This is a genomic window from Pigmentiphaga sp. H8 (genome assembly GCF_003854895.1).
In the GTDB taxonomy this organism is placed as follows: Bacteria; Pseudomonadota; Gammaproteobacteria; order Burkholderiales; family Burkholderiaceae_B; genus Pigmentiphaga.
Map to the genome: position 1 here is coordinate 533124 of NZ_CP033966.1, position 21337 is coordinate 554460.

Annotated in this window: 17 protein-coding genes and 4 tRNA genes; 15 read left to right on the forward strand and 6 right to left on the reverse strand. The window is 64.9% G+C overall.

Annotation, left to right across the window (positions count from 1 at the left end; genetic code table 11):
* Positions 1 to 133 precede the first annotated feature (133 nt).
* On the forward strand, positions 134 to 625 hold the full coding sequence (locus EGT29_RS02575; protein ID WP_124687562.1) for an Lrp/AsnC family transcriptional regulator: 492 nt from the start codon (positions 134 to 136) through the stop codon (positions 623 to 625).
* A 21-nt stretch (positions 626 to 646) separates the two neighbouring features.
* Complete coding sequence (locus EGT29_RS02580; protein ID WP_124687563.1) at positions 647 to 1435, forward strand: GntR family transcriptional regulator; 789 nt, start codon at positions 647 to 649, stop codon at positions 1433 to 1435.
* 7 nt (positions 1436 to 1442) lie between these two features.
* Here the strand turns inward: EGT29_RS02580 and EGT29_RS02585 are convergent, their stop codons facing one another.
* Genes EGT29_RS02585 through EGT29_RS02610 form a run of 6 tightly spaced genes read right to left on the reverse strand, consistent with a single transcriptional unit; the run spans position 1443 to position 6956 of the window.
* Complete coding sequence (locus tag EGT29_RS02585) at positions 1443 to 2417, reverse strand: NAD(P)H-quinone oxidoreductase (RefSeq protein WP_124687564.1); 975 nt, start codon at positions 2415 to 2417, stop codon at positions 1443 to 1445.
* A 22-nt stretch (positions 2418 to 2439) separates the two neighbouring features.
* Entirely contained in the window at positions 2440 to 3651 is a 1212-nt protein-coding gene (locus EGT29_RS02590; RefSeq protein ID WP_238160270.1) for a CaiB/BaiF CoA-transferase family protein, read from the reverse strand.
* Positions 3641 to 4057 (reverse strand): Zn-ribbon domain-containing OB-fold protein, encoded by a 417-nt coding sequence (locus EGT29_RS02595; protein WP_124687565.1) that lies wholly within the window; start codon positions 4055 to 4057, stop codon positions 3641 to 3643. The genes EGT29_RS02590 and EGT29_RS02595 overlap by 11 nt, the downstream gene beginning before the upstream one ends.
* Positions 4054 to 5184 carry a thiolase family protein gene (locus EGT29_RS02600; RefSeq protein WP_124687566.1) on the reverse strand — a complete coding sequence of 377 codons (1131 nt, stop codon included), beginning with the start codon at positions 5182 to 5184 and terminating at the stop codon, positions 4054 to 4056. The genes EGT29_RS02595 and EGT29_RS02600 overlap by 4 nt, the downstream gene beginning before the upstream one ends.
* A 16-nt stretch (positions 5185 to 5200) precedes the next feature.
* Complete coding sequence (locus EGT29_RS02605) at positions 5201 to 5977, reverse strand: enoyl-CoA hydratase/isomerase family protein (protein ID WP_124687567.1); 777 nt, start codon at positions 5975 to 5977, stop codon at positions 5201 to 5203.
* Between the two features lie 13 nt (positions 5978 to 5990).
* Entirely contained in the window at positions 5991 to 6956 is a 966-nt protein-coding gene (locus tag EGT29_RS02610; RefSeq protein WP_124687568.1) for a tripartite tricarboxylate transporter substrate binding protein, read from the reverse strand.
* A gap of 168 nt (positions 6957 to 7124) precedes the next feature.
* Between EGT29_RS02610 and EGT29_RS02615 the strand changes: the two genes are divergently transcribed.
* From EGT29_RS02615 to rpoC, 13 genes are all read left to right on the forward strand, one after another.
* Positions 7125 to 7211 (forward strand) — tRNA-Tyr (locus EGT29_RS02615).
* Between the two features lie 130 nt (positions 7212 to 7341).
* Positions 7342 to 7415: transfer RNA gene (locus EGT29_RS02620), tRNA-Gly, on the forward strand.
* A gap of 70 nt (positions 7416 to 7485) precedes the next feature.
* A tRNA-Thr gene (locus EGT29_RS02625) sits at positions 7486 to 7560 on the forward strand.
* Positions 7561 to 7612: 52 nt separating this feature from the next.
* Entirely contained in the window at positions 7613 to 8803 is a 1191-nt protein-coding gene (gene tuf / locus EGT29_RS02630) for an elongation factor Tu (RefSeq protein WP_124687569.1), read from the forward strand.
* 108 nt (positions 8804 to 8911) lie between these two features.
* A tRNA-Trp gene (locus tag EGT29_RS02635) sits at positions 8912 to 8987 on the forward strand.
* A 123-nt stretch (positions 8988 to 9110) separates the two neighbouring features.
* Positions 9111 to 9491 carry a preprotein translocase subunit SecE gene (secE, locus tag EGT29_RS02640; protein WP_124687570.1) on the forward strand — a complete coding sequence of 127 codons (381 nt, stop codon included), beginning with the start codon at positions 9111 to 9113 and terminating at the stop codon, positions 9489 to 9491.
* 18 nt (positions 9492 to 9509) lie between these two features.
* Positions 9510 to 10043: a transcription termination/antitermination protein NusG gene (gene nusG, locus EGT29_RS02645; protein WP_124687571.1), complete on the forward strand. Its 534-nt coding sequence runs from the start codon at positions 9510 to 9512 to the stop codon at positions 10041 to 10043.
* A gap of 134 nt (positions 10044 to 10177) precedes the next feature.
* Positions 10178 to 10609 (forward strand): 50S ribosomal protein L11, encoded by a 432-nt coding sequence (gene rplK / locus EGT29_RS02650; protein WP_124687572.1) that lies wholly within the window; start codon positions 10178 to 10180, stop codon positions 10607 to 10609.
* 2 nt (positions 10610 to 10611) lie between these two features.
* The gene (rplA, locus tag EGT29_RS02655; RefSeq protein ID WP_124687573.1) at positions 10612 to 11316 is read left to right on the forward strand and encodes a 50S ribosomal protein L1; all 705 of its coding nucleotides are present in this window, start codon (positions 10612 to 10614) and stop codon (positions 11314 to 11316) included.
* 291 nt (positions 11317 to 11607) lie between these two features.
* Entirely contained in the window at positions 11608 to 12129 is a 522-nt protein-coding gene (gene rplJ / locus EGT29_RS02660) for a 50S ribosomal protein L10 (RefSeq protein ID WP_124687574.1), read from the forward strand.
* Positions 12130 to 12216: 87 nt separating this feature from the next.
* Positions 12217 to 12600, forward strand: a complete 384-nt coding sequence (gene rplL / locus EGT29_RS02665; RefSeq protein ID WP_124687575.1) for a 50S ribosomal protein L7/L12 — start codon at positions 12217 to 12219, stop codon at positions 12598 to 12600.
* Between the two features lie 305 nt (positions 12601 to 12905).
* Entirely contained in the window at positions 12906 to 17018 is a 4113-nt protein-coding gene (gene rpoB, locus EGT29_RS02670) for a DNA-directed RNA polymerase subunit beta (protein WP_124687576.1), read from the forward strand.
* 11 nt (positions 17019 to 17029) lie between these two features.
* Positions 17030 to 21295, forward strand: coding sequence for a DNA-directed RNA polymerase subunit beta' (gene rpoC, locus EGT29_RS02675; RefSeq protein WP_238160271.1), 4266 nt, complete (start codon positions 17030 to 17032; stop codon positions 21293 to 21295).
* The last annotated feature ends 42 nt before the right edge of the window (positions 21296 to 21337 follow it).

The window sequence follows — 21337 nt, forward strand, 5'->3', positions numbered from 1 at the left end:
CGCGCGCCTCTGATCGAAAGGAATCTCAGACGGAATTGTAGGAACGATCGCGAGGCGAATGATTCCAAAGATTGCTCATGGAGCGGTTGGTTTTGAAATAAAATTGCTTAAAGCGTTTTATGATTGGTTAATCATGCCCGAAGTCGAATTGGACCGCACGGATCGGCGAATCCTGGAGGAATTGCAGCGTGACGGCCGGCTGACCAACCAGGAGCTGGCCGAACGCGTGGCGCTGTCGCCCAGCCCTTGCCTGAGGCGCGTCCGGCGCCTGGAGGCCAGCGGCGTGATCCGCCAGTACGTCGCCATCGTCGATGCCGAGAAAGTGGGCCTGGGCCTGCTGGCTTACATCAGCGTGCGGCTTCAGAAGCACATGGACGGCGGCCACGCGCCCATCGAGCAATTCGCCCGCGACGTCCTGGGCTGGCCCGAGGTCGTGGCCTGCTACGCGATGACGGGTGACATGGATTACCTGCTGCGCGTGCAGGTCGTCGATCTGGCGCATTTCTCGCGTTTTTCCATGGATACCCTGATGAAACATCCCGCGGTCGTGGATATGCGCTCCAGCTTTGCGCTCAAGAAGATCAAGGACGTGCCGCAAGCCATCGGTCCGGCGAATCCGCGCTGAAAAGTACGATAGGATGAAAGCATGAGTACCGAGGGCAACCAGTTCAAGCTCGACCCCAAGAGCCGGATTTCGCTATATGTGCAGTTGGCGGATGCCCTGCGCACCAAGATCACCGCTGGCGAGTGGCCGGTCGGCTACCAGCTTCCCCGTTACGAGGTGCTGGCCGAGCAATACCAGGTCGCGCGGATCACCGTCCGCCAGGCGGTGAATGTGCTGGTCCAGGAAAACGTGCTGGTCTCGAACCGCGGGCGCGGCACGTTCGTGTGCGAGGTTCCGGGCGCCGCGCCCGGGCATTTGCGCACGCCCATCGCGGGCCTGTCGCCGCGCGCCGGCGGCTTTTCCATCGTCGTGCACGAGGTGGTGCACGATGCCGTCCTGCCGCCGGAGCTGGTCGCCAGCGGCAACTTCTACGATTCCTATGTGGAAGTGATCAAGACGCACGTGCGGGAAGGCAAGCCCATCGGTGTCTACAACATGTTCGTGGCCCGCCACTTGTACGAGCGCTTCCCCGGCGGGGCCGCGGCCTCCGAGCTGCTGCTGCAGCTTGCCCTGCAGCACGCCGAGGAAGACATCGATCATTCCTACCAGACCATCAGCATCGAGACGGCCGACATGGTGCTGGCCAGGAAGCTCGACTGTCCCTACGGCGCTCCGGTGGCCAAGCTGGTCCGCAAGCTGATGACCACGGATTCGCGGGTGCTGACGGCCGGTATTTCCTACTACCCGGGCGACGTGTTCCTGATGGACATCGTCATTCCCAAGGACGTGCTGGTCGCCCACCGGCCGGCCGCGGTGCTGGCGCCCGGCTAGCCGCGGTTCAGGCGGCGCCTACCTGCAGCAGCAGCTTGCCGCTGTGGTCGCCCTGTTCCATGTCGCGGTGGGCCTGGCTGGCCTGGGCCAACGGGTAGGTCTGGTGCACCCGGGTCTGGATGCGATCGCCCACCAGCGGCCAGACGACCTTCTTCAACGCCTGCGCCACCAGCGCCTTCCTGGCGGCCGGCAGGGGACGCATCATGGCGCCGGTCACGCGCGCTTCCTTCTGCATGACCGCGCGCAGCGACAAGGACACCGGCGCGGTACCCGAGGACAGGTGCAGGATGCGGCCGCCATAGGCCAGCGCGGCCAGGTTCTGCTCCATGTGCCGTCCGCCCGACATGTCGAGGATCACGTCCACCGGCGTGCCGGCTTCCTGCAACAGTTGGGCGAAGGGTTCGGTCTTGTAGTTGAAGGCGCGGCGGGCGCCCAGGCTCAGCGCCAGGGCGCATTTTTCGGCGCTGCCGCTGGTGGCGTAGACCGGATGGCCCAGCGCCGACAGCAACTGGACGGCGAACACGCCCACGCCGCTGGTCGCGCCGTGGATGAGCACCGATTCGCCCACTTGCAGCGCCGCCAGCGAAAAGAAGTTGTACCAGGTGGTGAAGGCCGCTTCGGGCAGGCAGGCGGCCTGCTGCAGCGTCAGGCCGGCGGGGACCGGCAGCACCTGCTGCCAGTGGGTGGCGACGTATTCGGCATAGCCGCCGCCGTTGACCAGCGCGCACACCTGCATGCCGACCTCGAGCCCGCGCACCAGCGATCCCACGGCGTGCACCGTGCCGGATACCTCCAGGCCGGGAATGTCGGACTCGTGGTCGTTGGGGCCGCGCGAGCGTTGGCCGCAGTCGTGGCGGTTGACGCCGGCCCATGCAACCTTGACCACCACCTCGTCGGCGGCCGGCTGGGGGATGTCGCACCGGGCGGGAACCAGGACCTCGGGCCCTCCGGCCCGCGAAATGATGATCGCGTCTTGCTGCATGATGGGATTCTCGTAGGGGGGATCAGAGGGACAGCTCGGCTTGCAGTCTATCAAGTTCGTCGTCCCCGCATTGCAGCAGGTCGGCCAGGATCTCGCGCGCCTGCGAGCCCAGTGCGGGACTGGGCTGGTAGGGCGGTGGTGCCTGGTCGAGGAACCGCAGCGGCGTCTCGGGTACGAGAATGCGGCCGTAGACGGGATGGTCGATGTGGCGCAGGGCGCCGCGCGCGTGCAGGTGCGGGTCGTCCACCACGTCCAGCAGCTCCTGTACCGGCGCGCAGGGCACGGTCCGCGCGCGCAGCCGGGACAGCAGCTCGGCATTGTCCAGGCGCCGGGTAACGGCGCCCAGCGCCTCGTCCAGTTCGTCCATGTGGCGCGCACGCAGATCGCGCGTGGCGTAGCGGGGATCGGCGGCCAGTTCGTCCAGGTCCAGCGCGGCCACCAGCGCGCGCCAGTGCTTCTCGTTGGTGGTGATGATGGCGACGTGGCCGTCGGCCGACGGATAGACGTTGTAGGGCGCGAGGCCCATGCCGCCGTGCCGGTTGCCGGTGCGCTGCGGCTTGCGGCTGCCGCGGCGCAGGCCGCCCAGGTTGGAGGCCAGCGACGGATAGACCGCCTCCATCATCGATACCTCCACGCGCCCGCCCGCGCCGGTGCGTTCGCGCCGCAGCAAGGCCGTGACGATGGCGCCGTACAGGTGAATGCCGGCCATGAAGTCGCAGACGGCCGGGCCGGCCTTGACCGGGTCGCCGTCCGGCTGGCCGGTGCTGCTCAGGACGCCCGACATGGCCTGTACCGCGAGGTCCATCGCGGGGTAGTCGCGGTAGGGGCCGCTGCTGCCGTAGCCGGAACTCGATGCGTAGATGAGCCGGGGATTGGCCGCCATCAGCGAATCGGCGCCCAGGCCCAGCCGCTCCATGGCGCTGGGCGTGAAGTTCTCGACCAGCACGTCGGCGCGGGCGGCCAGGCGCCGCAGTACCGCGCGGCCGGCCTCGGTCTTCAGGTCCAGGCAAAGCGAACGCTTGTTGGCGTTGAACATGGCGAACGGCACCGTCACCACGTCGTCGGGCAGCGTTTCGCGCTTGCGCAGGTGCTCGCCGCCGGGCGGCTCGATCTTGACGATGTCCGCGCCGGCCCGCGCCATCAGGAAGGTGGCGTAGGGGCCGTTGTAGATCTGGGTCAGGTCCAGCACCGTGATGCCGGCCAGGGGCTGGGGCATGCCGCCGTCATTGTTCATGCCGGTCCTCCCGCCCCGCGGGTTCGAAGCGCGCCACCGCGTAGTCGTCCTGGGCCTCGATCCGCAAACGCAGCGGCATGTCGGCGCGCAGGGCCGATTCGTCGCAGAGGACGTTGGAGATCATGCGCGGCCCTTCGTCCAGCTCCACGATCGCCACGTTGTAGGGCACGCGCGATTCGAAGGCGGGATGGTGGGCGCTGCGATAGATCACCCAGCTGACGAGGCGGGCGCCGCCGGCCGCGGGCACGAAGCGCACGTCGTCGCCCAGGCAGTGCGGGCAGTGGTCGCGCGCCGGCAGCCAGCGGTGGCCTTGCCCGCATTGCTGGAACAGCAGCGTGCCGGCCTTCAGGCCATCCCAGAACGGGCGATTGGTCTCGGTGATGTCGGGCAGGGGGAATTCGGTCATGGCTGGCTGCCTAGAATGAGCGTGCTGTGGGTATGCATGGTGCCGCCCTGGTTGCTGACGAGGCAGGTGTCGGCGCCGGGCACCTGCAGCGTGGCCTGTCCGCGAATCTGCCGCACGCCCTCGATGACCAACTGCATGCCGGGCATGCCTGTCTCGGACAGCAGGCCGCCGCTGGTGTTGAGCGGCAGATCGCCGCCGATCTCGATGCGGCCGTCGGCCACGAACCGGCCGCCCTCGCCCTTCCTGCAGAAACCGTAGTCCTCGAGCGTCATCAGCGCGGTGATGGTGAAGCAGTCGTAGATCTGCGCGACATCGATATCCTTGGGCGCGAGCCCCGCCATGGCGAAGGCGGTGCGGCCGGAGACGACCGCTTCGGTCGAGGTCAGCGTGGGCCGCTGCGCCACTTCCCACGAGGTCTGGCCCTGGCCGAAGCCCAGGATGGGGACGGCGTTGGGCACGCCCAGCGCGCGGGCGCGCGCCGCGCTCATCACGACCACCGCCGCGCCGCCGTCGGAAACCAGGCAGCAATCGTCGCGGCGCAGCGGATCGATCTGCATGGGCGAGGCCATGTAGTCGTCCAGCGAAATGGCCGCGCGCAATTGCGCGTCGGGATTGGCCGCGCCGTGGCGCCGGCAGGCCTTGGCGATGGCGCCAAGGTCCTCGGGGCGGGTGCCGTGTTCGATCATGTGCCGGCGCTGGATCATCGCGTAGCCGGCGGCGGTGGAGAACCATCCATAGACGGCGTCGTCGCCGCGCGGCCGGGCGTAGACGGCGCGATTGCCGGTGCGCGGGTTGTCCGCGTAGCAGACCAGGGCGGCTTCGCACTGGCCCGCCTCGATCGCCATGGCGGCCTGCGAGATCAGTGCGACGTTGGCCGCGCCGCCCTGGTCCCAGGCGCCGCCCAGCTTCGGGCGCAGGCCCATGGCCTCGGCCAGTTTCTGGCCGTACATGAACTCGCGCGCCGAGGTCGGCACCTTGACGAACAGGGCGTCGATGACATCCTTGCCGACGTTGGCGTCGGCCAGCGCGTTGCGGCAGGCCTCGACGTTCAGGCTGACGGTCGAGCGGCCGGGCAGCTTGCCGTAACGGGTGTGCCCGATCCCGGCGATGACGTACTTTCCTCTCATGGGGCTTCCTGTGGCGTCAGCGTGCGTTGAACCGGGCCGGACGCTTTTCCTTGAAGGCCAGGCGGCCTTCGGCGGCGTCCTCGGTGGCCGAGAGCATGCGGTTGTACAACTGCTCCATGCGCAGTCCCACGTTCAGGTCCATGCTGCCGGCGCGCAGCGCCAGCTCCTTGGCGGCCTGCACGGCCAGCGGCGCGTTGGCGGCGATGCGCTCGGCGATCTTCATGGCTTCCGGCATCAATTGCGCGGGCTCGACCTGGCGGTTGACCAGGCCCCAGCGTTCGGCGGTGGCGGCGTCGAAGGCGTCGCCGGTCAGCAGGAACTCCATCGCGATGGCGCGGGGCAGCTGTTCGATCACGCGCTGCGTGCCGCCGTTGGCGGCGATCACGCCGCGCTTGACCTCGGACAGGCCGAAGGTCGCATGCGGCACGGCCAGGCGGATGTCGGTCGCCAGCAGCAAGGTCATCCCGCCGCCCAGGCAATAGCCGTTGACCGCGGCGATCACCGGCTTCCACATCTCCAGCCCGCGATTGAGCAGCATGCCCTGCTGGGTCAGCCAGAACTCCGACAACTGCGGCGGATTGCCGATGAAGGTCTTGAGGTCCGCGCCCGTGCTGAAGGATTTTTCTCCGGCGCCGGTGATGACGATGGCGCGCACGGCGGTGTCGTCGCGCATTTGCGCCCAGGCGTCGGACAGGCCGCGATAGTGCTCCGCGTCCATGGCGTTGAGCTTCTCGGGGCGATTGATGGTGATGATGCCGACCCCGCGGTCGGTCTTCTGGGTGTCGATGGACATGGATGCTCCGGGGTTACTCGGGTTGAATGCCGGCTTTCTGGATGATGGAACCCCAGCGGCGGTTCTCCGAAGCCATGAAGTCGGCCAGTTCCTGGCGGCTGGTGCCCATCGGCACGGCGTCCGATTCCAGGAAGTTGCGCTTGACGGTCTCGGTCTGCAGCGCATCGCGGAAGAGCTGGTTCAGGCGGTCGACCACGGCGTCGGGGGTGTCGCGCGGCGCCAGCACGACCAGCCACGAGCCCAGGTTGAAATCGGCCATCCCGCTTTCTATCAAGGTGGGCACGTCCTGCAGGTTGGGCGTGCGGGCCCGCCCGGTGGTGGCGATCGCCCGCACCTTGCCGCCGCGGATCAGGGGGGTGGCCGAGGTCGAGTCGGCGAAGATCAGGTCGATCCGTCCGCCGATCAGGTCGCCGATGGCCAGCGGGTTGCCCTTGTAGGGCACGTACAGCATGTCGACGTGCTCGAGCTGCTTATAGAGTTCGGCGGCCACCCGCGAGGAGGAGTTGCCGCTGCCGAAGGCCAGCGGCGTCTTGGCCGCGCGCGCCGTCCGGGCCAGGTCGGCGGCATTGCGGATCGGGGAATCGGCCCGTACCAGCAGCACCAGCGGGCCCTCCTTGAGCAAGGTAATGCCCTTGAAGTCCTGGATGGGGTCGTAGGGCGTGCGCTTGAACAGGAATTTGTTGGCAACGTGGGTATTACTGGTCAGCAGCAGGGTGTAGCCGTCGGCCGGGGCGCGCATGACTTCCTCGGTGGCGATGAAGCCGTTGGCGCCCGCCTTGTTTTCCACGACCACGGTCTGCCCGGTGCTCTTGGTGATCTCCTGCGCCAGCACGCGGGCCGAGCCGTCTGTGCCGCTGCCGGGCGGGAAGGGCACCACGATGCGGATCTGGCGCTGGGGGAAATCAGCAGCGTGTGCCGTGGCGCCGGCACACGCGAAGATGGCGGCAATGCCCGCGAACAAGCCCTGGCGTATCCTCACGGTAGTCTCCTCGTTTTAAAAGTTCTAAAAGACTATATATGGACTTTTAGGCTTTTAAAACAGATAGGATCCTGGTGAAAACCCGTATCCGATCGGCGGACTGAAGTGCGCGAGGCGCGCTCGGTTGACTTTCCTTTTTGGCTCCTTCATAATCTTTCGTTCCCCGGCGGAGGGGTGCCCGAGTGGTTAAAGGGGGCAGACTGTAAATCTGTTGGCCTTGCGCCTACATTGGTTCGAATCCAATCCCCTCCACCAAACGGCTTTGCTTTCCGATGGAAGTTCGTGGCCAGTGGCTTGAAGCGTGCTGTAACTCAAGCGGCTGGTCAAAATTTTGGCCGGAAGGTTTGGCGGCGGTGGGGTCCGCGCTAGTAGCAGTACCAGGTAGGCGGGTGTAGCTCAATGGTAGAGCAGAAGCCTTCCAAGCTTACGACGAGGGTTCGATTCCCTTCACCCGCTCCAACGAGGTCGTCGCAGGCGCCCGGGTTTCCGGTGGGTTGCCGGATGGCCCGGTGGTTGCAGTACAGAATTCGCCCATGTGGCTCAGTGGTAGAGCACTCCCTTGGTAAGGGAGAGGTCACGCGTTCGATCCGCGTCATGGGCACCAGATTTTTGCGGTTCCATCCGTTATAGCAGGCATCCAGAGGCGGGAGTCAGCCATGGCAAAAGGCAAGTTTGAGCGTACCAAGCCGCACGTGAACGTGGGCACGATCGGTCACGTTGACCACGGCAAGACGACGCTGACGGCGGCGATCACGACGGTGCTGTCGAAGCAGTTCGGCGGCGAGGCGAAGGCGTACGACCAGATCGACGCGGCGCCGGAAGAGAAGGCGCGTGGTATCACGATCAACACGGCGCACGTGGAATACGAGACGCAGACGCGGCACTACGCGCACGTTGATTGCCCGGGCCACGCGGACTACGTGAAGAACATGATCACGGGTGCGGCGCAGATGGACGGCGCGATCCTGGTGGTGTCGGCCGCTGACGGCCCGATGCCGCAGACGCGCGAGCACATCCTGCTGTCGCGCCAGGTTGGCGTGCCGTACATCATCGTGTTCCTGAACAAGGCGGACCTGGTTGACGACGCCGAGCTGCTGGAACTGGTGGAAATGGAAGTTCGCGAGCTGCTCTCGAAGTACGACTTCCCGGGCGACGATACGCCGATCGTGAAGGGTTCGGCCCGTCTGGCGCTGGAAGGCGACAAGGGCGAGCTGGGCGAGCCGGCCATTCTGCAACTGGCGGCAGCGCTGGACTCGTACATTCCGACGCCCGAGCGGGCGGTCGACGGTGCGTTCCTGATGCCGGTGGAAGACGTGTTCTCGATCTCGGGCCGCGGCACGGTGGTGACGGGTCGTATCGAGCGGGGCATCGTCAAGGTCGGCGAGGAAATCGAAATCGTCGGTATCAAGGACACGGTCAAGACGACGTGCACGGGCGTGGAAATGTTCCGCAAGCTGCTGGATCAGGGCCAGGCGGGCGACAACGTCGGTATTCTGCTGCGCGGCACCAAGCGTGAAGACGTCGAGCGGGGCCAGGTTCTGGCCAAGCCCGGTTCGATCACGCCGCACACGGAGTTCTCGGCCGAGGTGTACGTGCTGTCGAAGGAAGAAGGCGGCCGTCACACGCCGTTCTTCAACGGCTATCGTCCCCAGTTCTACTTCCGCACGACGGACGTGACGGGCACGATCGAGCTGCCCAAGGACAAGGAAATGGTGCTGCCGGGCGACAACGTGTCGATCACGGTCAAGCTGCTGGCTCCCATCGCCATGGAAGAAGGCCTGCGCTTCGCCATCCGTGAAGGCGGTCGTACCGTCGGCGCCGGCGTGGTCGCCAAAGTCATCAAGTAAGACACTTATCCCGCGCTTGCGCGGGATAAGTCGTGGTGCCGAAGTAGTGGTAGTTGGTAGTAAAAGTTTGAAGGCCCTCCCTAAAGAATCCGGGGGGGCTTCATCCATAGGGGAATAGCTCAATTGGCAGAGCGTCGGTCTCCAAAACCGAAGGTTGTGGGTTCGATTCCCTCTTCCCCTGCCACCTCTCCCGGAGCCCGCGGGGTCTAGCCGCGGCTTCCGACAAAAAGCCCGGCGCGGCTTCTGCCCCGGGTGTTTTGCAAGCACCGTCGCCGCCAGCAATGTCTGGCGCTGCCCGGACGAAAAGATGTCGAATCCAAACGTAGAAACCGTAACTAGCACTGCCGACCGCATCAAGCTGGGCCTGGCCATCGCGGCGTTCGTCGCTGGGCTGGTGGGGTTCTACGCCTTGGCGGACAGCCCCACGATCGCCCGGGTGGGCGTCATCGTGGCCGGTGTGGTCCTTGCCCTGGTGATCGGCTGGTTCAGCGAGCCCGGGAGGCGCCTGGTCGCATTCGGCCAGGATTCGGCCCAGGAAACGCGCAAGGTCGTGTGGCCTTCCCGCAAGGAAACCATCCAGACCACCGTCGCGGTGTTCGCTTTCGTGGTGGTCATGGCGCTGTTCCTGTGGGTTACAGACAAAACCATTGAATGGGTGTTGTACGACCTCATTCTTGGTTGGAAATAACACGGCGGAAACAAGACGATGAGCAAACGTTGGTACGTTGTCCATGTCTATTCCGGCATGGAAAAAAGCGTCCAGAAGGCGCTGACGGAACGCATCGAGCGGGCCGCGCTGCAGACCTCCTTCGGTCGCATCCTGGTGCCCACGGAAGAGGTCATCGAGGTCAAGGGTGGCCAGAAGTCCATCACCGAGCGCCGCTTCTTTCCCGGCTACGTGCTGGTCGAGATGGACCTGACCGACGAGACCTGGCACCTGGTGAAGAACACCAACAAGGTGACGGGGTTCGTGGGTGGATCGGGCAACCGCCCCACGCCCATCCCCCAGCGCGAGGTCGACGACATCCTGTCGCAGATGGAAGAGGGCGTGGAGAAGCCGCGTCCCAAGATCCTCTTTGAAGTGGGCGAAATGGTCCGCATCAAGGAAGGCCCGTTCACCGACTTCAACGGCAACGTGGAAGACGTGAACTACGAAAAGAGCAAGCTGCGCGTGTCGGTCACGATTTTCGGCCGATCGACCCCGGTGGAACTCGATTTCAGTCAGGTCGAGAAGTCCTGACCAAACATACGGCCGGATGGGGCGCTACGGTCAGCGCCATCCGGCTCGCGGCGTCCGCGCCGCGAACCAACCCGACCGTCAACCCCGGGGAGCAGGCCTGATCGGCCTGCGTACGTACCCGCAAGGAGTCAAGCATGGCGAAGAAAATCGTCGGCTTCATCAAGCTGCAAGTGCCAGCTGGTAAAGCCAATCCCTCTCCCCCGATCGGTCCGGCGCTGGGTCAGCGCGGCCTGAACATCATGGAATTCTGCAAGGCGTTCAACGCCAAGACCCAGGGCCTGGAGCCCGGTCTGCCGATTCCCGTGGTGATCACCGCCTTTGCCGACAAGAGCTTCACCTTCGTGATGAAGTCGCCCCCGGCGACCATCCTCATCAAGAAGGCTGCCGGCATCCAGAAGGGTTCGCCCAAGCCCCATACCGACAAGGTTGGCACGCTGACTCGCGCCCAGGTCGAAGAAATCGTCAAGACCAAGCAAGCCGATCTGACGGCTGCCGACATGGACGCCGCGGTCCGCACGATCGCTGGCAGCGCCCGTAGCATGGGCATCACGGTGGAGGGCCTGTAATCATGGCACGCATGACCAAACGTGTAGCCGCGCTGCGCGCCAAGATCGACCGCAGCAAGCTGTATCCCGTCGCCGAAGCGCTGGCGCTGGTGAAGGAAACCGCGACCGCCAAGTTCGATGAATCCATCGACCTGGCCGTGCAGCTGGGCATCGACGCCAAGAAGTCCGACCAACTGGTCCGTGGCTCGGTGGTGCTGCCCGCCGGTACCGGCAAGTCGGTGCGCGTAGCCGTGTTCGCCCAGGGCGAGAAGGCCGAGGCCGCCAAGGCCGCCGGCGCCGACATCGTCGGCATGGAAGACCTGGCCGAGCGCATCAAGGCTGGCCAGATCGACTTCGACGTGGTGATCGCCTCGCCCGACACGATGCGTGTCGTCGGCGCGCTGGGCCAGATCCTGGGTCCGCGTGGCCTGATGCCGAACCCCAAGGTCGGCACCGTGACGCCCGACGTCGCCACCGCCGTCAAGAACGCCAAGGCTGGTCAGGTCCAGTACCGTACCGACAAGGCCGGGATCATTCACGCCACCATCGGCCGTGCCTCGTTCAACGTCGAACAGCTGCAGAGCAACCTGCTGGCCCTGGTCGACGCGCTGAACAAGGCCCGTCCGACGACGGCCAAGGGTATTTACCTGCGCAAGCTGGCGGTGTCGTCCACCATGGGTGGCGGTGTCCGCGTGGACCAGGCCTCTCTGACGGCCAGCCAGCAGTAATCGCAGGGCAACAGACTTTGGGCTGTACCGGGCGCGGGCGAAAGCCGGACGCGCGGTGCTGCTGTCAAAGACCGCTGGAGTGAAACCGGAGTCCCTGGCCCGCCAGGTGCCCGGAGGATCTTAAAACCGCGACTCGCGGGCAGGCATGGAATGCTGTCCGCCCAAGCACGGATCCAGCGCAGACGGCGCTCCCAGGAAGAATTCTTTATCCAAAGAAGTCGACCAGGTTCGCCGCATTCGGTTGACGCAAGGGGTGGTATCCCGAGCGTCTTATGATGGAGTGTTCAAACCGTGAGTCTCAATCGTCAAGAGAAAACGGTGGTCGTCGAAGAGATCTCGGCTCAAGTCGCCAAGGCTCAATCGATCGTTATCGCCGAATATCGTGGTCTGGACGTCGCTTCCGTCACCGTACTGCGCAAGCAAGCACGTGAATCGGGCGTTTACCTGCGTGTTCTGAAGAACACGCTGGCCCGCCGCGCTGTGAACGGCACCCCCTTCGAGGGTCTGTCGTCGCAACTGACCGGTCCGCTGATGTACGCCATCAGCGCTGATCCGGTCGCGGCAGCCAAGGTCCTGTCCAATTTTGCCAAAACCAACGACAAGCTCGTTCTGAAGGGCGGTGCCCTGCCGAACGGTGTCATGTCCGTCGAAGGCGTCAAGGCTCTGGCCTCGCTGCCCTCGCGCGAAGAGTTGCTGGCGAAGTTGCTGGGCACCATGCAGGCACCCGTTGCACAGTTTGTGCGTACGCTCAACGAAGTTCCGACCAAGTTCGTGCGTGGCCTCGCGGCCGTGCGGGACAAGCAGGCCGCCTAAGCGGCCGGGGGATGTTTCCCCTCGGAATCTCGTGACACGAAGCGACACCCAATACCTGGTATCAAATTCATTGGAGTTTTAAACAAAATGGCACTTAGCAAAGCTGAAATCATCGACGCCATCGCCGGCCTGACCGTCCTGGAACTGTCGGAACTGATCAAGGACCTGGAAGACAAGTTCGGCGTGTCGGCTGCTGCCGCCGCTGTGGCTGTCGCCGCTCCCGCCGCTGCTGGTGGCGCTGCCGCCGCTGCTGAAGAGCAGACCGAGTTCAACGTGATCCTGGCCGAAGTCGGCGCCAACAAGGTCAACGTCATCAAGGCCGTGCGCGAGCTGACCGGCCTGGGCCTGAAGGAAGCCAAGGACCTGGTCGACGGCGCTCCGAAGCCCGTGAAGGAAGGCGTTGCCAAGGCTGATGCCGAAGCCGCCAAGAAGAAGCTTGAAGAAGCCGGTGCCAAGGTCGAAGTCAAGTAATTCGATCCTTGCCGGTACCCGGTGGCCGCTAAAAAACGGCCTCCGGGTTTTTGCGTTTTTGGAAAAGGGCTTTTAAAGCCTGTTTTCCGTGGCAGTACCGCTGGTTCGCGTGGCTTTGCGCGCACGGATCGGCCGACGGATTTCCGGTGCGCAGGTGGGGATGATGCCGCCTTCGGACCCGAAACCCGTGCCGGGCGAGCCCGGAAGAGGGGCACCGGCCCAGCCGGCGGGTAGCCCCATTGAGATTTCGAAGTCGTATTTTAGGACCATTACCCGTGGTTCGTGCAACCTGAGTCGGAGTGCTCATGCCCTACTCGTTCACCGAAAAGAAGCGCATCCGCAAGAGCTTCGCCAAGCGCGAGGACGTGCAAACCGTTCCTTTCCTGCTGGCAACCCAGCTCGAGTCCTATCGTACCTTCCTGCAGTCGGATACCGCACCCCTGCAGCGCAAGGAAGAAGGGCTGCAAGCCGCATTCTCCTCGATTTTTCCCATCGTCAGCCATAACCAGATGGCCAGGCTGGAATTCGTCAGCTACGTGCTGGGCGAACCCGCCTTCGACGTGCGCGAATGCCAGCAGCGTGGGCTGACCTTCGCGTCGCCCCTGCGCGCCAAGGTGCGCCTGGTCCTGCTCGATCGCGAGGCGAGCAAACCCACCGTCAAGGAAGTGAAGGAACAGGAAGTCTACATGGGCGAGATTCCGCTCATGACTTCCACCGGATCGTTCGTCATCAACGGTACCGAGCGGGTCATCGTCTCGCAGCTGCACCGTTCGCCCGGCGTGTTCTTCGAGCACGACCGCGGCAAGACCCACAGCTCCGGCAAGCTGCTGTTCTCGGCTCGCGTGATTCCCTACCGCGGCTCGTGGCTGGACTTCGAGTTCGACCCCAAGGACATCCTGTTCTTCCGTGTCGACCGCCGCCGCAAGATGCCCGTGACCATCCTGCTCAAGGCCATCGGCATGACGCCCGAGAGCATCCTGGCGCACTTCTTCGCGTTCGACAGCTTCGAGCTGGCGAGCGAGGGTGGCCTGATGGAATTCGTGCCCGAGCGCTGGAAGGGCGAGGTCGCGCGCTTCGACATCAACGACAAGTCCGGCAACGTCATCGTCGCCAAGGACAAGCGCATCAACGCCAAGCACATCCGCGACCTGGTGGCCGCGGAGACCAAGCGTATCTCGGTGCCCGAAGACTTCCTGCTGGGCCGCGCGCTGGCCCGCAACGTGGTCGATCCGGAAACCGGCGAGATCGTGGCGCACGCCAACGAAGAGCTGACCGAGTCGCTGTTGAACAAGCTGCGCGAGAACAACGTGCGCGAGATCCAGACGCTCTACACGAACGACCTGGACCAGGGCCCGTACATCTCGCAAACGCTGCGCGTGGACGAGACCACCGACCAGACCGCCGCGCGCGTGGCGATCTACCGCATGATGCGCCCCGGCGAGCCGCCCACCGAGGAAGCCGTCGAAGCGCTGTTCCAGCGCCTGTTCTTCAGCGAGGATACCTACGATCTGTCGCGCGTGGGCCGCATGAAGGTCAACAGCCGGCTGGGCCGCGGCAATGACATCACCGGCGCGATGACCCTCAATAACGAGGACATCCTCGATACGATCAAGGTGCTGGTCGAGCTGCGCAATGGCCGCGGCGAGATCGACGACATCGATCACCTGGGCAATCGCCGCGTGCGCTGCGTGGGCGAACTGGCGGAGAACCAGTTCCGCGCCGGACTGGTGCGCGTCGAGCGCGCCGTCAAGGAGCGCCTGGGCCAGGCCGAGTCCGAGAACCTGATGCCGCACGACCTGATCAACTCCAAGCCGATCTCGGCCGCCATCAAGGAGTTCTTCGGTTCGAGCCAGCTGTCGCAGTTCATGGACCAGACCAACCCGCTGTCCGAGATCACGCACAAGCGCCGCGTCTCGGCCCTGGGCCCTGGCGGCCTGACCCGCGAGCGCGCCGGCTTCGAGGTGCGCGACGTGCACCCGACCCACTACGGCCGCGTCTGCCCGATCGAGACGCCCGAAGGTCCGAACATCGGCCTGATCAACTCGATGGCCCTGTATGCCCGCCTGAACGAGTACGGCTTCCTGGAGACGCCGTACCGCAAGGTCGTGGACAGCAAGGTCAGCGACCAGATCGAGTACCTGTCGGCCATCGAGGAAAGCCGCTACGTGATCGCGCAGGCGAACGCCACGCTCGACGCCGAAGGCCATTTCGTGGACGACCTGGTGGCCTGCCGCCAGGCCGGTGAAACGATGCTGACCGCCGCCGAGAACGTCCACTACATGGACGTGGCGCCGTCGCAGATCGTGTCCGTGGCCGCTTCGCTGATCCCGTTCCTGGAGCATGACGACGCGAACCGCGCGCTGATGGGCTCGAACATGCAGCGCCAGGCCGTGCCCTGCCTGCGTCCCGAGAAGCCCGTGGTCGGCACCGGCATCGAACGCACGGTGGCGGTCGACTCCGGCACCACCGTGCAGGCGCTGCGCGGCGGCCTGGTCGACTACGTCGACGCCGAACGCGTCGTGATCCGGGTCAACGACGATGAAAACGCCGCCGGTGAAGTCGGCGTCGACATCTACAACCTGATCAAGTACACCCGTTCCAACCAGAACACCAACATCAACCAGCGCCCGATCGTGCGCCGCGGCGACATGATCGCCCGGGGCGACGTGCTGGCCGATGGCGCCTCCAGCGACCTGGGCGAACTCGCCCTGGGCCAGAACATGCTGGTCGCGTTCATGCCCTGGAACGGCTACAACTTCGAGGACTCGATCCTGATGTCGGAGCGCGTGGTGGCCAATGACCGCTACACCTCCATCCACATCGAGGAACTGACGGTCGTCGCCCGCGACACCAAGCTGGGCTCGGAAGAAATCACGCGCGACATCAGCAACCTGTCCGAAGGCCAGCTGAACCGCCTGGACGAATCCGGCATCGTCTACATCGGCGCCGAAGTCGAGGCCGGCGACGTGCTGGTCGGCAAGGTCACGCCCAAGGGCGAGACCCAGCTGACCCCGGAAGAGAAGCTGCTGCGCGCGATCTTCGGCGAAAAAGCCTCCGACGTGAAGGACACCTCGCTGCGTGTGCCTTCGGGCATGGTCGGCACCGTCATCGACGTGCAGGTGTTCACGCGCGAAGGCATCGTGCGCGACAAGCGCGCCCAGTCCATCATCGATGATGAACTCAAGCGCTATCGCCAGGACCTGAACGACCAGCTGCGTATCGTGGAAAACGATACCTTCGACCGTATCGAGAAGTCGCTGGTCGGCAAGGTCGTCAACGGCGGCCCGCGCAAGCTGGCCAAGGGCGCGGCGATCGCCAAGTCCTACCTGGCCGAGCTGGACCGCTGGCAGTGGTTCGACATCCGCCTGGCCGACGAAGGCGCGGCAACCGCGCTCGAGCAGGCCAAGGAATCGATCGAGCAGAAGCGCCACCAGTTCGATCTCGCCTTCGAAGAGAAGCGCAAGAAGCTGACCCAGGGCGACGAGCTGCCCCCGGGCGTGCTCAAGATGGTCAAGGTCTACCTGGCCGTCAAGCGCCGCCTGCAACCCGGCGACAAGATGGCCGGCCGCCACGGCAACAAGGGCGTGGTCTCGAAGATCACCCCGGTGGAAGACATGCCGCACATGGCCGACGGCACTCCCGTCGACATCGTGCTGAACCCGCTGGGCGTGCCTTCGCGGATGAACGTGGGCCAGGTTCTGGAAGTGCACCTGGGCTGGGCCGCCAAGGGCCTGGGCCAGCGCTTCAACGAAATGCTGGCCGAAGCGCGCAAGGTCGAAGTGGCCAAGGTGCGCGAGTTCGTCGGCAAGGTCTACAACACCACCGGCACGGCAGCCCGCCTGGAAGAACTGGACGACGACGCGGTGATCGAGCTGGCGCAGAACCTGCGCAACGGCGTGCCGTTCGCGACGCCGGTGTTCGACGGCGCTTCGGAGAACGACATCCGCGCGATGCTCGACCTGGCCTATCCGGACGAACTGGCCGAGAGCCTCAAGCTGACCAACTCCAAGACCCAGGCCTACCTGTACGACGGCCGCACCGGCGAGATGTTCGAGCGTCCGGTCACGGTCGGCTACATGCACATGCTGAAGCTGCACCACCTGGTCGACGACAAGATGCACGCCCGCTCGACCGGCCCGTACTCGCTGGTGACCCAGCAGCCGCTGGGCGGCAAGGCGCAGTTCGGCGGCCAGCGCTTCGGGGAAATGGAAGTGTGGGCGCTGGAAGCCTACGGCGCTTCGTATGTGCTGCAAGAAATGCTGACCGTGAAGTCCGACGACGTGAACGGCCGTACCAAGGTGTACGAGAACATCGTCAAGGGCGACCACGTGATCGACGCCGGCATGCCCGAGTCGTTCAACGTGCTGGTCAAGGAAATCCGGTCGCTCGGGATCGACATGGATCTTGAGCGTAACTGATAGGAGTCGCCATGAAAGCGCTATTGGATCTGTTCAAGCAGGTTACGCAGGAAGAACAGTTCGACGCCATTCGCATTGGCATCGCGTCGCCGGAGAAGATCCGGTCGTGGTCGTTCGGCGAAGTCAAGAAGCCGGAGACGATCAACTATCGCACGTTCAAGCCCGAACGCGACGGGCTGTTCTGCGCCAAGATCTTCGGGCCGATCAAGGACTACGAGTGCCTGTGCGGCAAGTACAAGCGCCTGAAGCACCGCGGCGTGATCTGCGAGAAGTGCGGCGTGGAAGTCACGCTGGCCAAGGTTCGCCGCGAGCGCATGGGCCATATCGAGCTGGCCAGCCCGGTCGCTCACATCTGGTTCCTGAAGTCGCTGCCGTCGCGTCTGGGCATGGTCCTGGACATGACGCTGCGCGACATCGAACGCGTGCTGTACTTCGAAGCCTACTGCGTCATCGATCCGGGCATGACGCCGCTCAAGCGCGCCCAGATCATGTCGGAAGACGACTTCCTGGCCAAGACCGAAGAGTACGGTGACGATTTCCGTGCGGTGATGGGTGCCGAGGCCGTGCGCGAACTGCTGCGCACGATCGACATCAACCGCGAGATAGAGACGCTGCGCGCCGACCTCCAGGCCACCAGCTCGGATGCCAAGATCAAGAAGATCTCCAAGCGCCTGAAGGTGCTGGAAGGCTTCCAGAAGTCCGGCATCAAGCCCGACTGGATGATCCTGGAAGTGCTGCCCGTGCTGCCGCCCGAGCTGCGTCCGCTGGTGCCGCTGGACGGTGGCCGCTTCGCCACGTCCGACCTGAACGACCTGTATCGCCGGGTCATCAACCGCAACAACCGCCTGAAGCGCCTGCTCGAACTGAAGGCTCCTGAAATCATCGTGCGCAACGAAAAGCGCATGCTGCAGGAAGCCGTCGACTCGCTGCTGGACAACGGCCGCCGCGGCAAGGCCATGACCGGCGCCAACAAGCGTCCGCTCAAGTCGCTGGCCGACATGATCAAGGGCAAGAGCGGCCGCTTCCGCCAGAACCTGCTGGGCAAGCGCGTCGACTACTCGGGCCGTTCGGTCATCGTGGTGGGCCCGCAGCTCAAGCTGCACCAGTGCGGCCTGCCCAAGCTGATGGCGCTGGAACTGTTCAAGCCCTTCATCTTCAACCGCCTGGAAATGATGGGGCTGGCCACGACCATCAAGGCGGCCAAGAAGCTGGTGGAAACGCAGGAACCGGTGGTGTGGGACATCCTCGAAGAGGTGATCCGCGAACACCCGATCATGCTGAACCGCGCGCCGACGCTGCACCGCCTGGGCATCCAGGCGTTCGAGCCGGTCCTGATCGAAGGCAAGGCCATCCAGCTGCACCCGCTGGTCTGCGCGGCGTTCAACGCCGACTTCGACGGCGACCAGATGGCCGTCCACGTTCCGCTGTCGCTGGAAGCCCAGCTGGAAGCCCGCACGCTGATGCTGGCCTCCAACAACGTGCTGTTCCCGGCCAACGGCGAACCCTCGATCGTTCCTTCGCAGGACATCGTGCTGGGCCTGTACTACGCCACCCGCGAGCGCGTGAATGGTGCCGGCGAAGGCCTGCACTTCGTGGACGTGTCCGAAGTCATGCGCGCCTACGAGAACAAGGCGGTCGAGCTGCAGTCGCGCATCACCGTGCGCCTGAACGAGTACGAGCGTGACGAGAACGGCGAGTACCAGCCGGTGCTGCGCCGCTTCGAGACCACCGTCGGCCGCGCCATCCTGTCGGAGATCCTGCCCAAGGGGCTGCCCTTCTCTGTGCTGAACAAGCCCCTGAAGAAGAAGGAAATCTCGCGCCTGATCAATCAGTCGTTCCGCCGCTGCGGCCTGCGCGACACGGTGATCTTCGCCGACCAACTGATGCAGTCGGGCTTCCGCCTGGCCACGCGCGGCGGTATCTCGATCTGCATGGACGACATGCTGATCCCGTCCGCCAAGGAAGGCATCCTTGCCGAGGCCAGCAAGGAGGTCAAGGAAATCGACAAGCAGTACTCGTCGGGTCTGGTCACCTCCCAGGAACGCTACAACAACGTGGTGGATATCTGGGGCAAGGCCGGCGACCGCGTGGGCAAGGCGATGATGGAACAGCTCTCGACCGAGCCCGTCGTCGACCGCCACGGTACCGCCACCCGCCAGGAGTCGTTCAACTCGATCTACATGATGGCCGACTCCGGCGCCCGCGGTTCCGCGGCCCAGATCCGCCAGCTGGCCGGCATGCGGGGCCTGATGGCCAAGCCCGACGGCTCCATCATCGAGACGCCCATCACCGCGAACTTCCGCGAGGGCCTGAACGTACTGCAGTACTTCATCTCGACCCACGGCGCGCGTAAAGGCCTGGCCGATACGGCGCTGAAGACGGCGAACTCGGGTTACCTGACCCGTCGTCTGGTGGACGTGACGCAGGACCTGGTCATCACCGAGGACGATTGCGGCACGACCTTCGGCTTCGCCATGAAGGCGCTGGTCGAAGGCGGTGAAGTCATCGAGCCGCTGCGCGACCGTATCCTCGGCCGCACCGTGGTCGCCGACGTGGTCAACCCCGACACCCAGGAGACCGTGTTCGAAGCCGGCACGCTGCTGGACGAAGACGCGGTCGACACCATCGAGCGCCTGGGCATCGACGAAGTGAAGGTGCGCTCGGCCCTGACCTGCGAAACCCGCCATGGCCTGTGCGCCGCGTGCTACGGCCGCGACCTGGGCCGCGGCTCGCCGGTCAACGTCGGCGAGGCGGTCGGCGTGATCGCCGCCCAGTCCATCGGCGAACCCGGCACGCAGCTGACGATGCGTACGTTCCACATCGGTGGCGCGGCCTCGCGCGCGGCGCTGGCCTCGGGCGTGGAAACCAAGTCCAACGGCACGGTGCGCTTCACCAGCGCCATGCGCTACGTGACCAACGGCAAGGGCGAGCAGGTTGCCATCTCGCGGTCGGGCGAAATCCTGATCGTCGACGACAATGGCCGCGAGCGCGAGCGCCACAAGGTGCCGTACGGCGCGATCCTGCTGCATGGCGACGGCGCGACGGTCAAGGCCGGTGCGCAACTGGCCAGCTGGGATCCGCTGACCCGTCCGATCATCACCGAGTACGGTGGCACGATCAAGTTCGAGAACGTGGAAGAAGGCGTCACGGTGGCCCGTCAGCTCGACGAAGTCACCGGCCTGTCGACCCTGGTCGCGATCACGCCCAAGACGCGTGGCAGCGCCAAGCAGACCGTGCGTCCGCAGGTCAAGCTGCTCGACAGCGCCAACGAGGAAGTCAAGATCGCCGGTACCGATCACTCGGTCAGCATCTCCTTCCCGGTGGGCGCGCTGATCACCGTTCGCGACGGCCAGCAGGTCGGCGTGGGCGAAGTGCTGGCGCGTATTCCGCAGGAATCGCAGAAGACCCGCGACATTACCGGGGGTCTGCCGCGCGTGGCCGAGCTGTTCGAAGCCCGTTCGCCCAAGGATGCCGGCATGCTTGCCGACGTCACCGGCACGGTCTCGTTCGGCAAGGACACCAAGGGCAAGCAGCGCCTGGTCATCACCGACCTGGACGGCGTCAGCCACGAGTTCCTGATTCCGAAGGAAAAGCAGGTGCTGGTGCACGACGGCCAGGTGGTGAACAAGGGCGAAATGATCGTGGACGGCCCGGCCGATCCCCACGACATCCTGCGCCTGCAAGGCATCGAGAAGCTGGCGATCTACATCGTCGACGAAGTGCAGGACGTCTACCGCCTGCAAGGCGTGAAGATCAACGACAAGCACATCGAAGTGATCGTGCGCCAGATGCTGCGCCGCGTGAACATCGTCGATCCGGGCGACACCTCGTTCATCCCGGGCGAGCAGGTCGAACGCGCCGAGATGCTGAACGAGAACGATCGCGTCAACGCCGACAACCAGCGCCCCGCCTCGTACGAGAACGTGCTGCTGGGTATCACGAAGGCTTCGCTGTCGACCGACTCGTTCATCTCGGCCGCTTCGTTCCAGGAAACCACGCGTGTCCTGACCGAAGCCGCCATCATGGGCAAGCGCGACGACCTGCGCGGCTTGAAGGAAAACGTCATCGTGGGTCGCCTGATCCCCGCGGGTACCGGCATGGCCTACCATGGCGCCCGCAAGGAGAAGGAAGCCCAGGAGGCCGCCGAGCGCGAAGTGGTATTCGCCGACGTGGGCAACACCTTCGACGAGAGCGAGATCTTCAATACGCCGGCCGAAAGCGTGACGACCTCGGAGCCTTCGGGCGACGAGCCGGCCGAAGGCGGCAGCCAGGAGTAAGCGGTATCGCGGCGGGGGCCTTCGGGGCCTCGCCCGCAAGTA

Coding starts and splice junctions, on each gene's coding strand:
- EGT29_RS02590 (WP_238160270.1), bottom strand. CDS start 3,651: ATGAACAATGACGGCGGCATGCCCCAGCCCCTGGCCGGCATCACGGTG.
- tuf (WP_124687569.1), top strand. CDS start 7,613: ATGGCAAAAGGCAAGTTTGAGCGTACCAAGCCGCACGTGAACGTGGGC.
- rpoB (WP_124687576.1), top strand. CDS start 12,906: ATGCCCTACTCGTTCACCGAAAAGAAGCGCATCCGCAAGAGCTTCGCC.
- EGT29_RS02580 (WP_124687563.1), top strand. CDS start 647: ATGAGTACCGAGGGCAACCAGTTCAAGCTCGACCCCAAGAGCCGGATT.
- secE (WP_124687570.1), top strand. CDS start 9,111: ATGTCGAATCCAAACGTAGAAACCGTAACTAGCACTGCCGACCGCATC.
- EGT29_RS02585 (WP_124687564.1), bottom strand. CDS start 2,417: ATGCAGCAAGACGCGATCATCATTTCGCGGGCCGGAGGGCCCGAGGTC.
- EGT29_RS02595 (WP_124687565.1), bottom strand. CDS start 4,057: ATGACCGAATTCCCCCTGCCCGACATCACCGAGACCAATCGCCCGTTC.
- EGT29_RS02575 (WP_124687562.1), top strand. CDS start 134: ATGCCCGAAGTCGAATTGGACCGCACGGATCGGCGAATCCTGGAGGAA.
- EGT29_RS02605 (WP_124687567.1), bottom strand. CDS start 5,977: ATGTCCATCGACACCCAGAAGACCGACCGCGGGGTCGGCATCATCACC.
- EGT29_RS02600 (WP_124687566.1), bottom strand. CDS start 5,184: ATGAGAGGAAAGTACGTCATCGCCGGGATCGGGCACACCCGTTACGGC.
- nusG (WP_124687571.1), top strand. CDS start 9,510: ATGAGCAAACGTTGGTACGTTGTCCATGTCTATTCCGGCATGGAAAAA.
- rpoC (WP_238160271.1), top strand. CDS start 17,030: ATGAAAGCGCTATTGGATCTGTTCAAGCAGGTTACGCAGGAAGAACAG.
- rplL (WP_124687575.1), top strand. CDS start 12,217: ATGGCACTTAGCAAAGCTGAAATCATCGACGCCATCGCCGGCCTGACC.
- rplK (WP_124687572.1), top strand. CDS start 10,178: ATGGCGAAGAAAATCGTCGGCTTCATCAAGCTGCAAGTGCCAGCTGGT.
- rplA (WP_124687573.1), top strand. CDS start 10,612: ATGGCACGCATGACCAAACGTGTAGCCGCGCTGCGCGCCAAGATCGAC.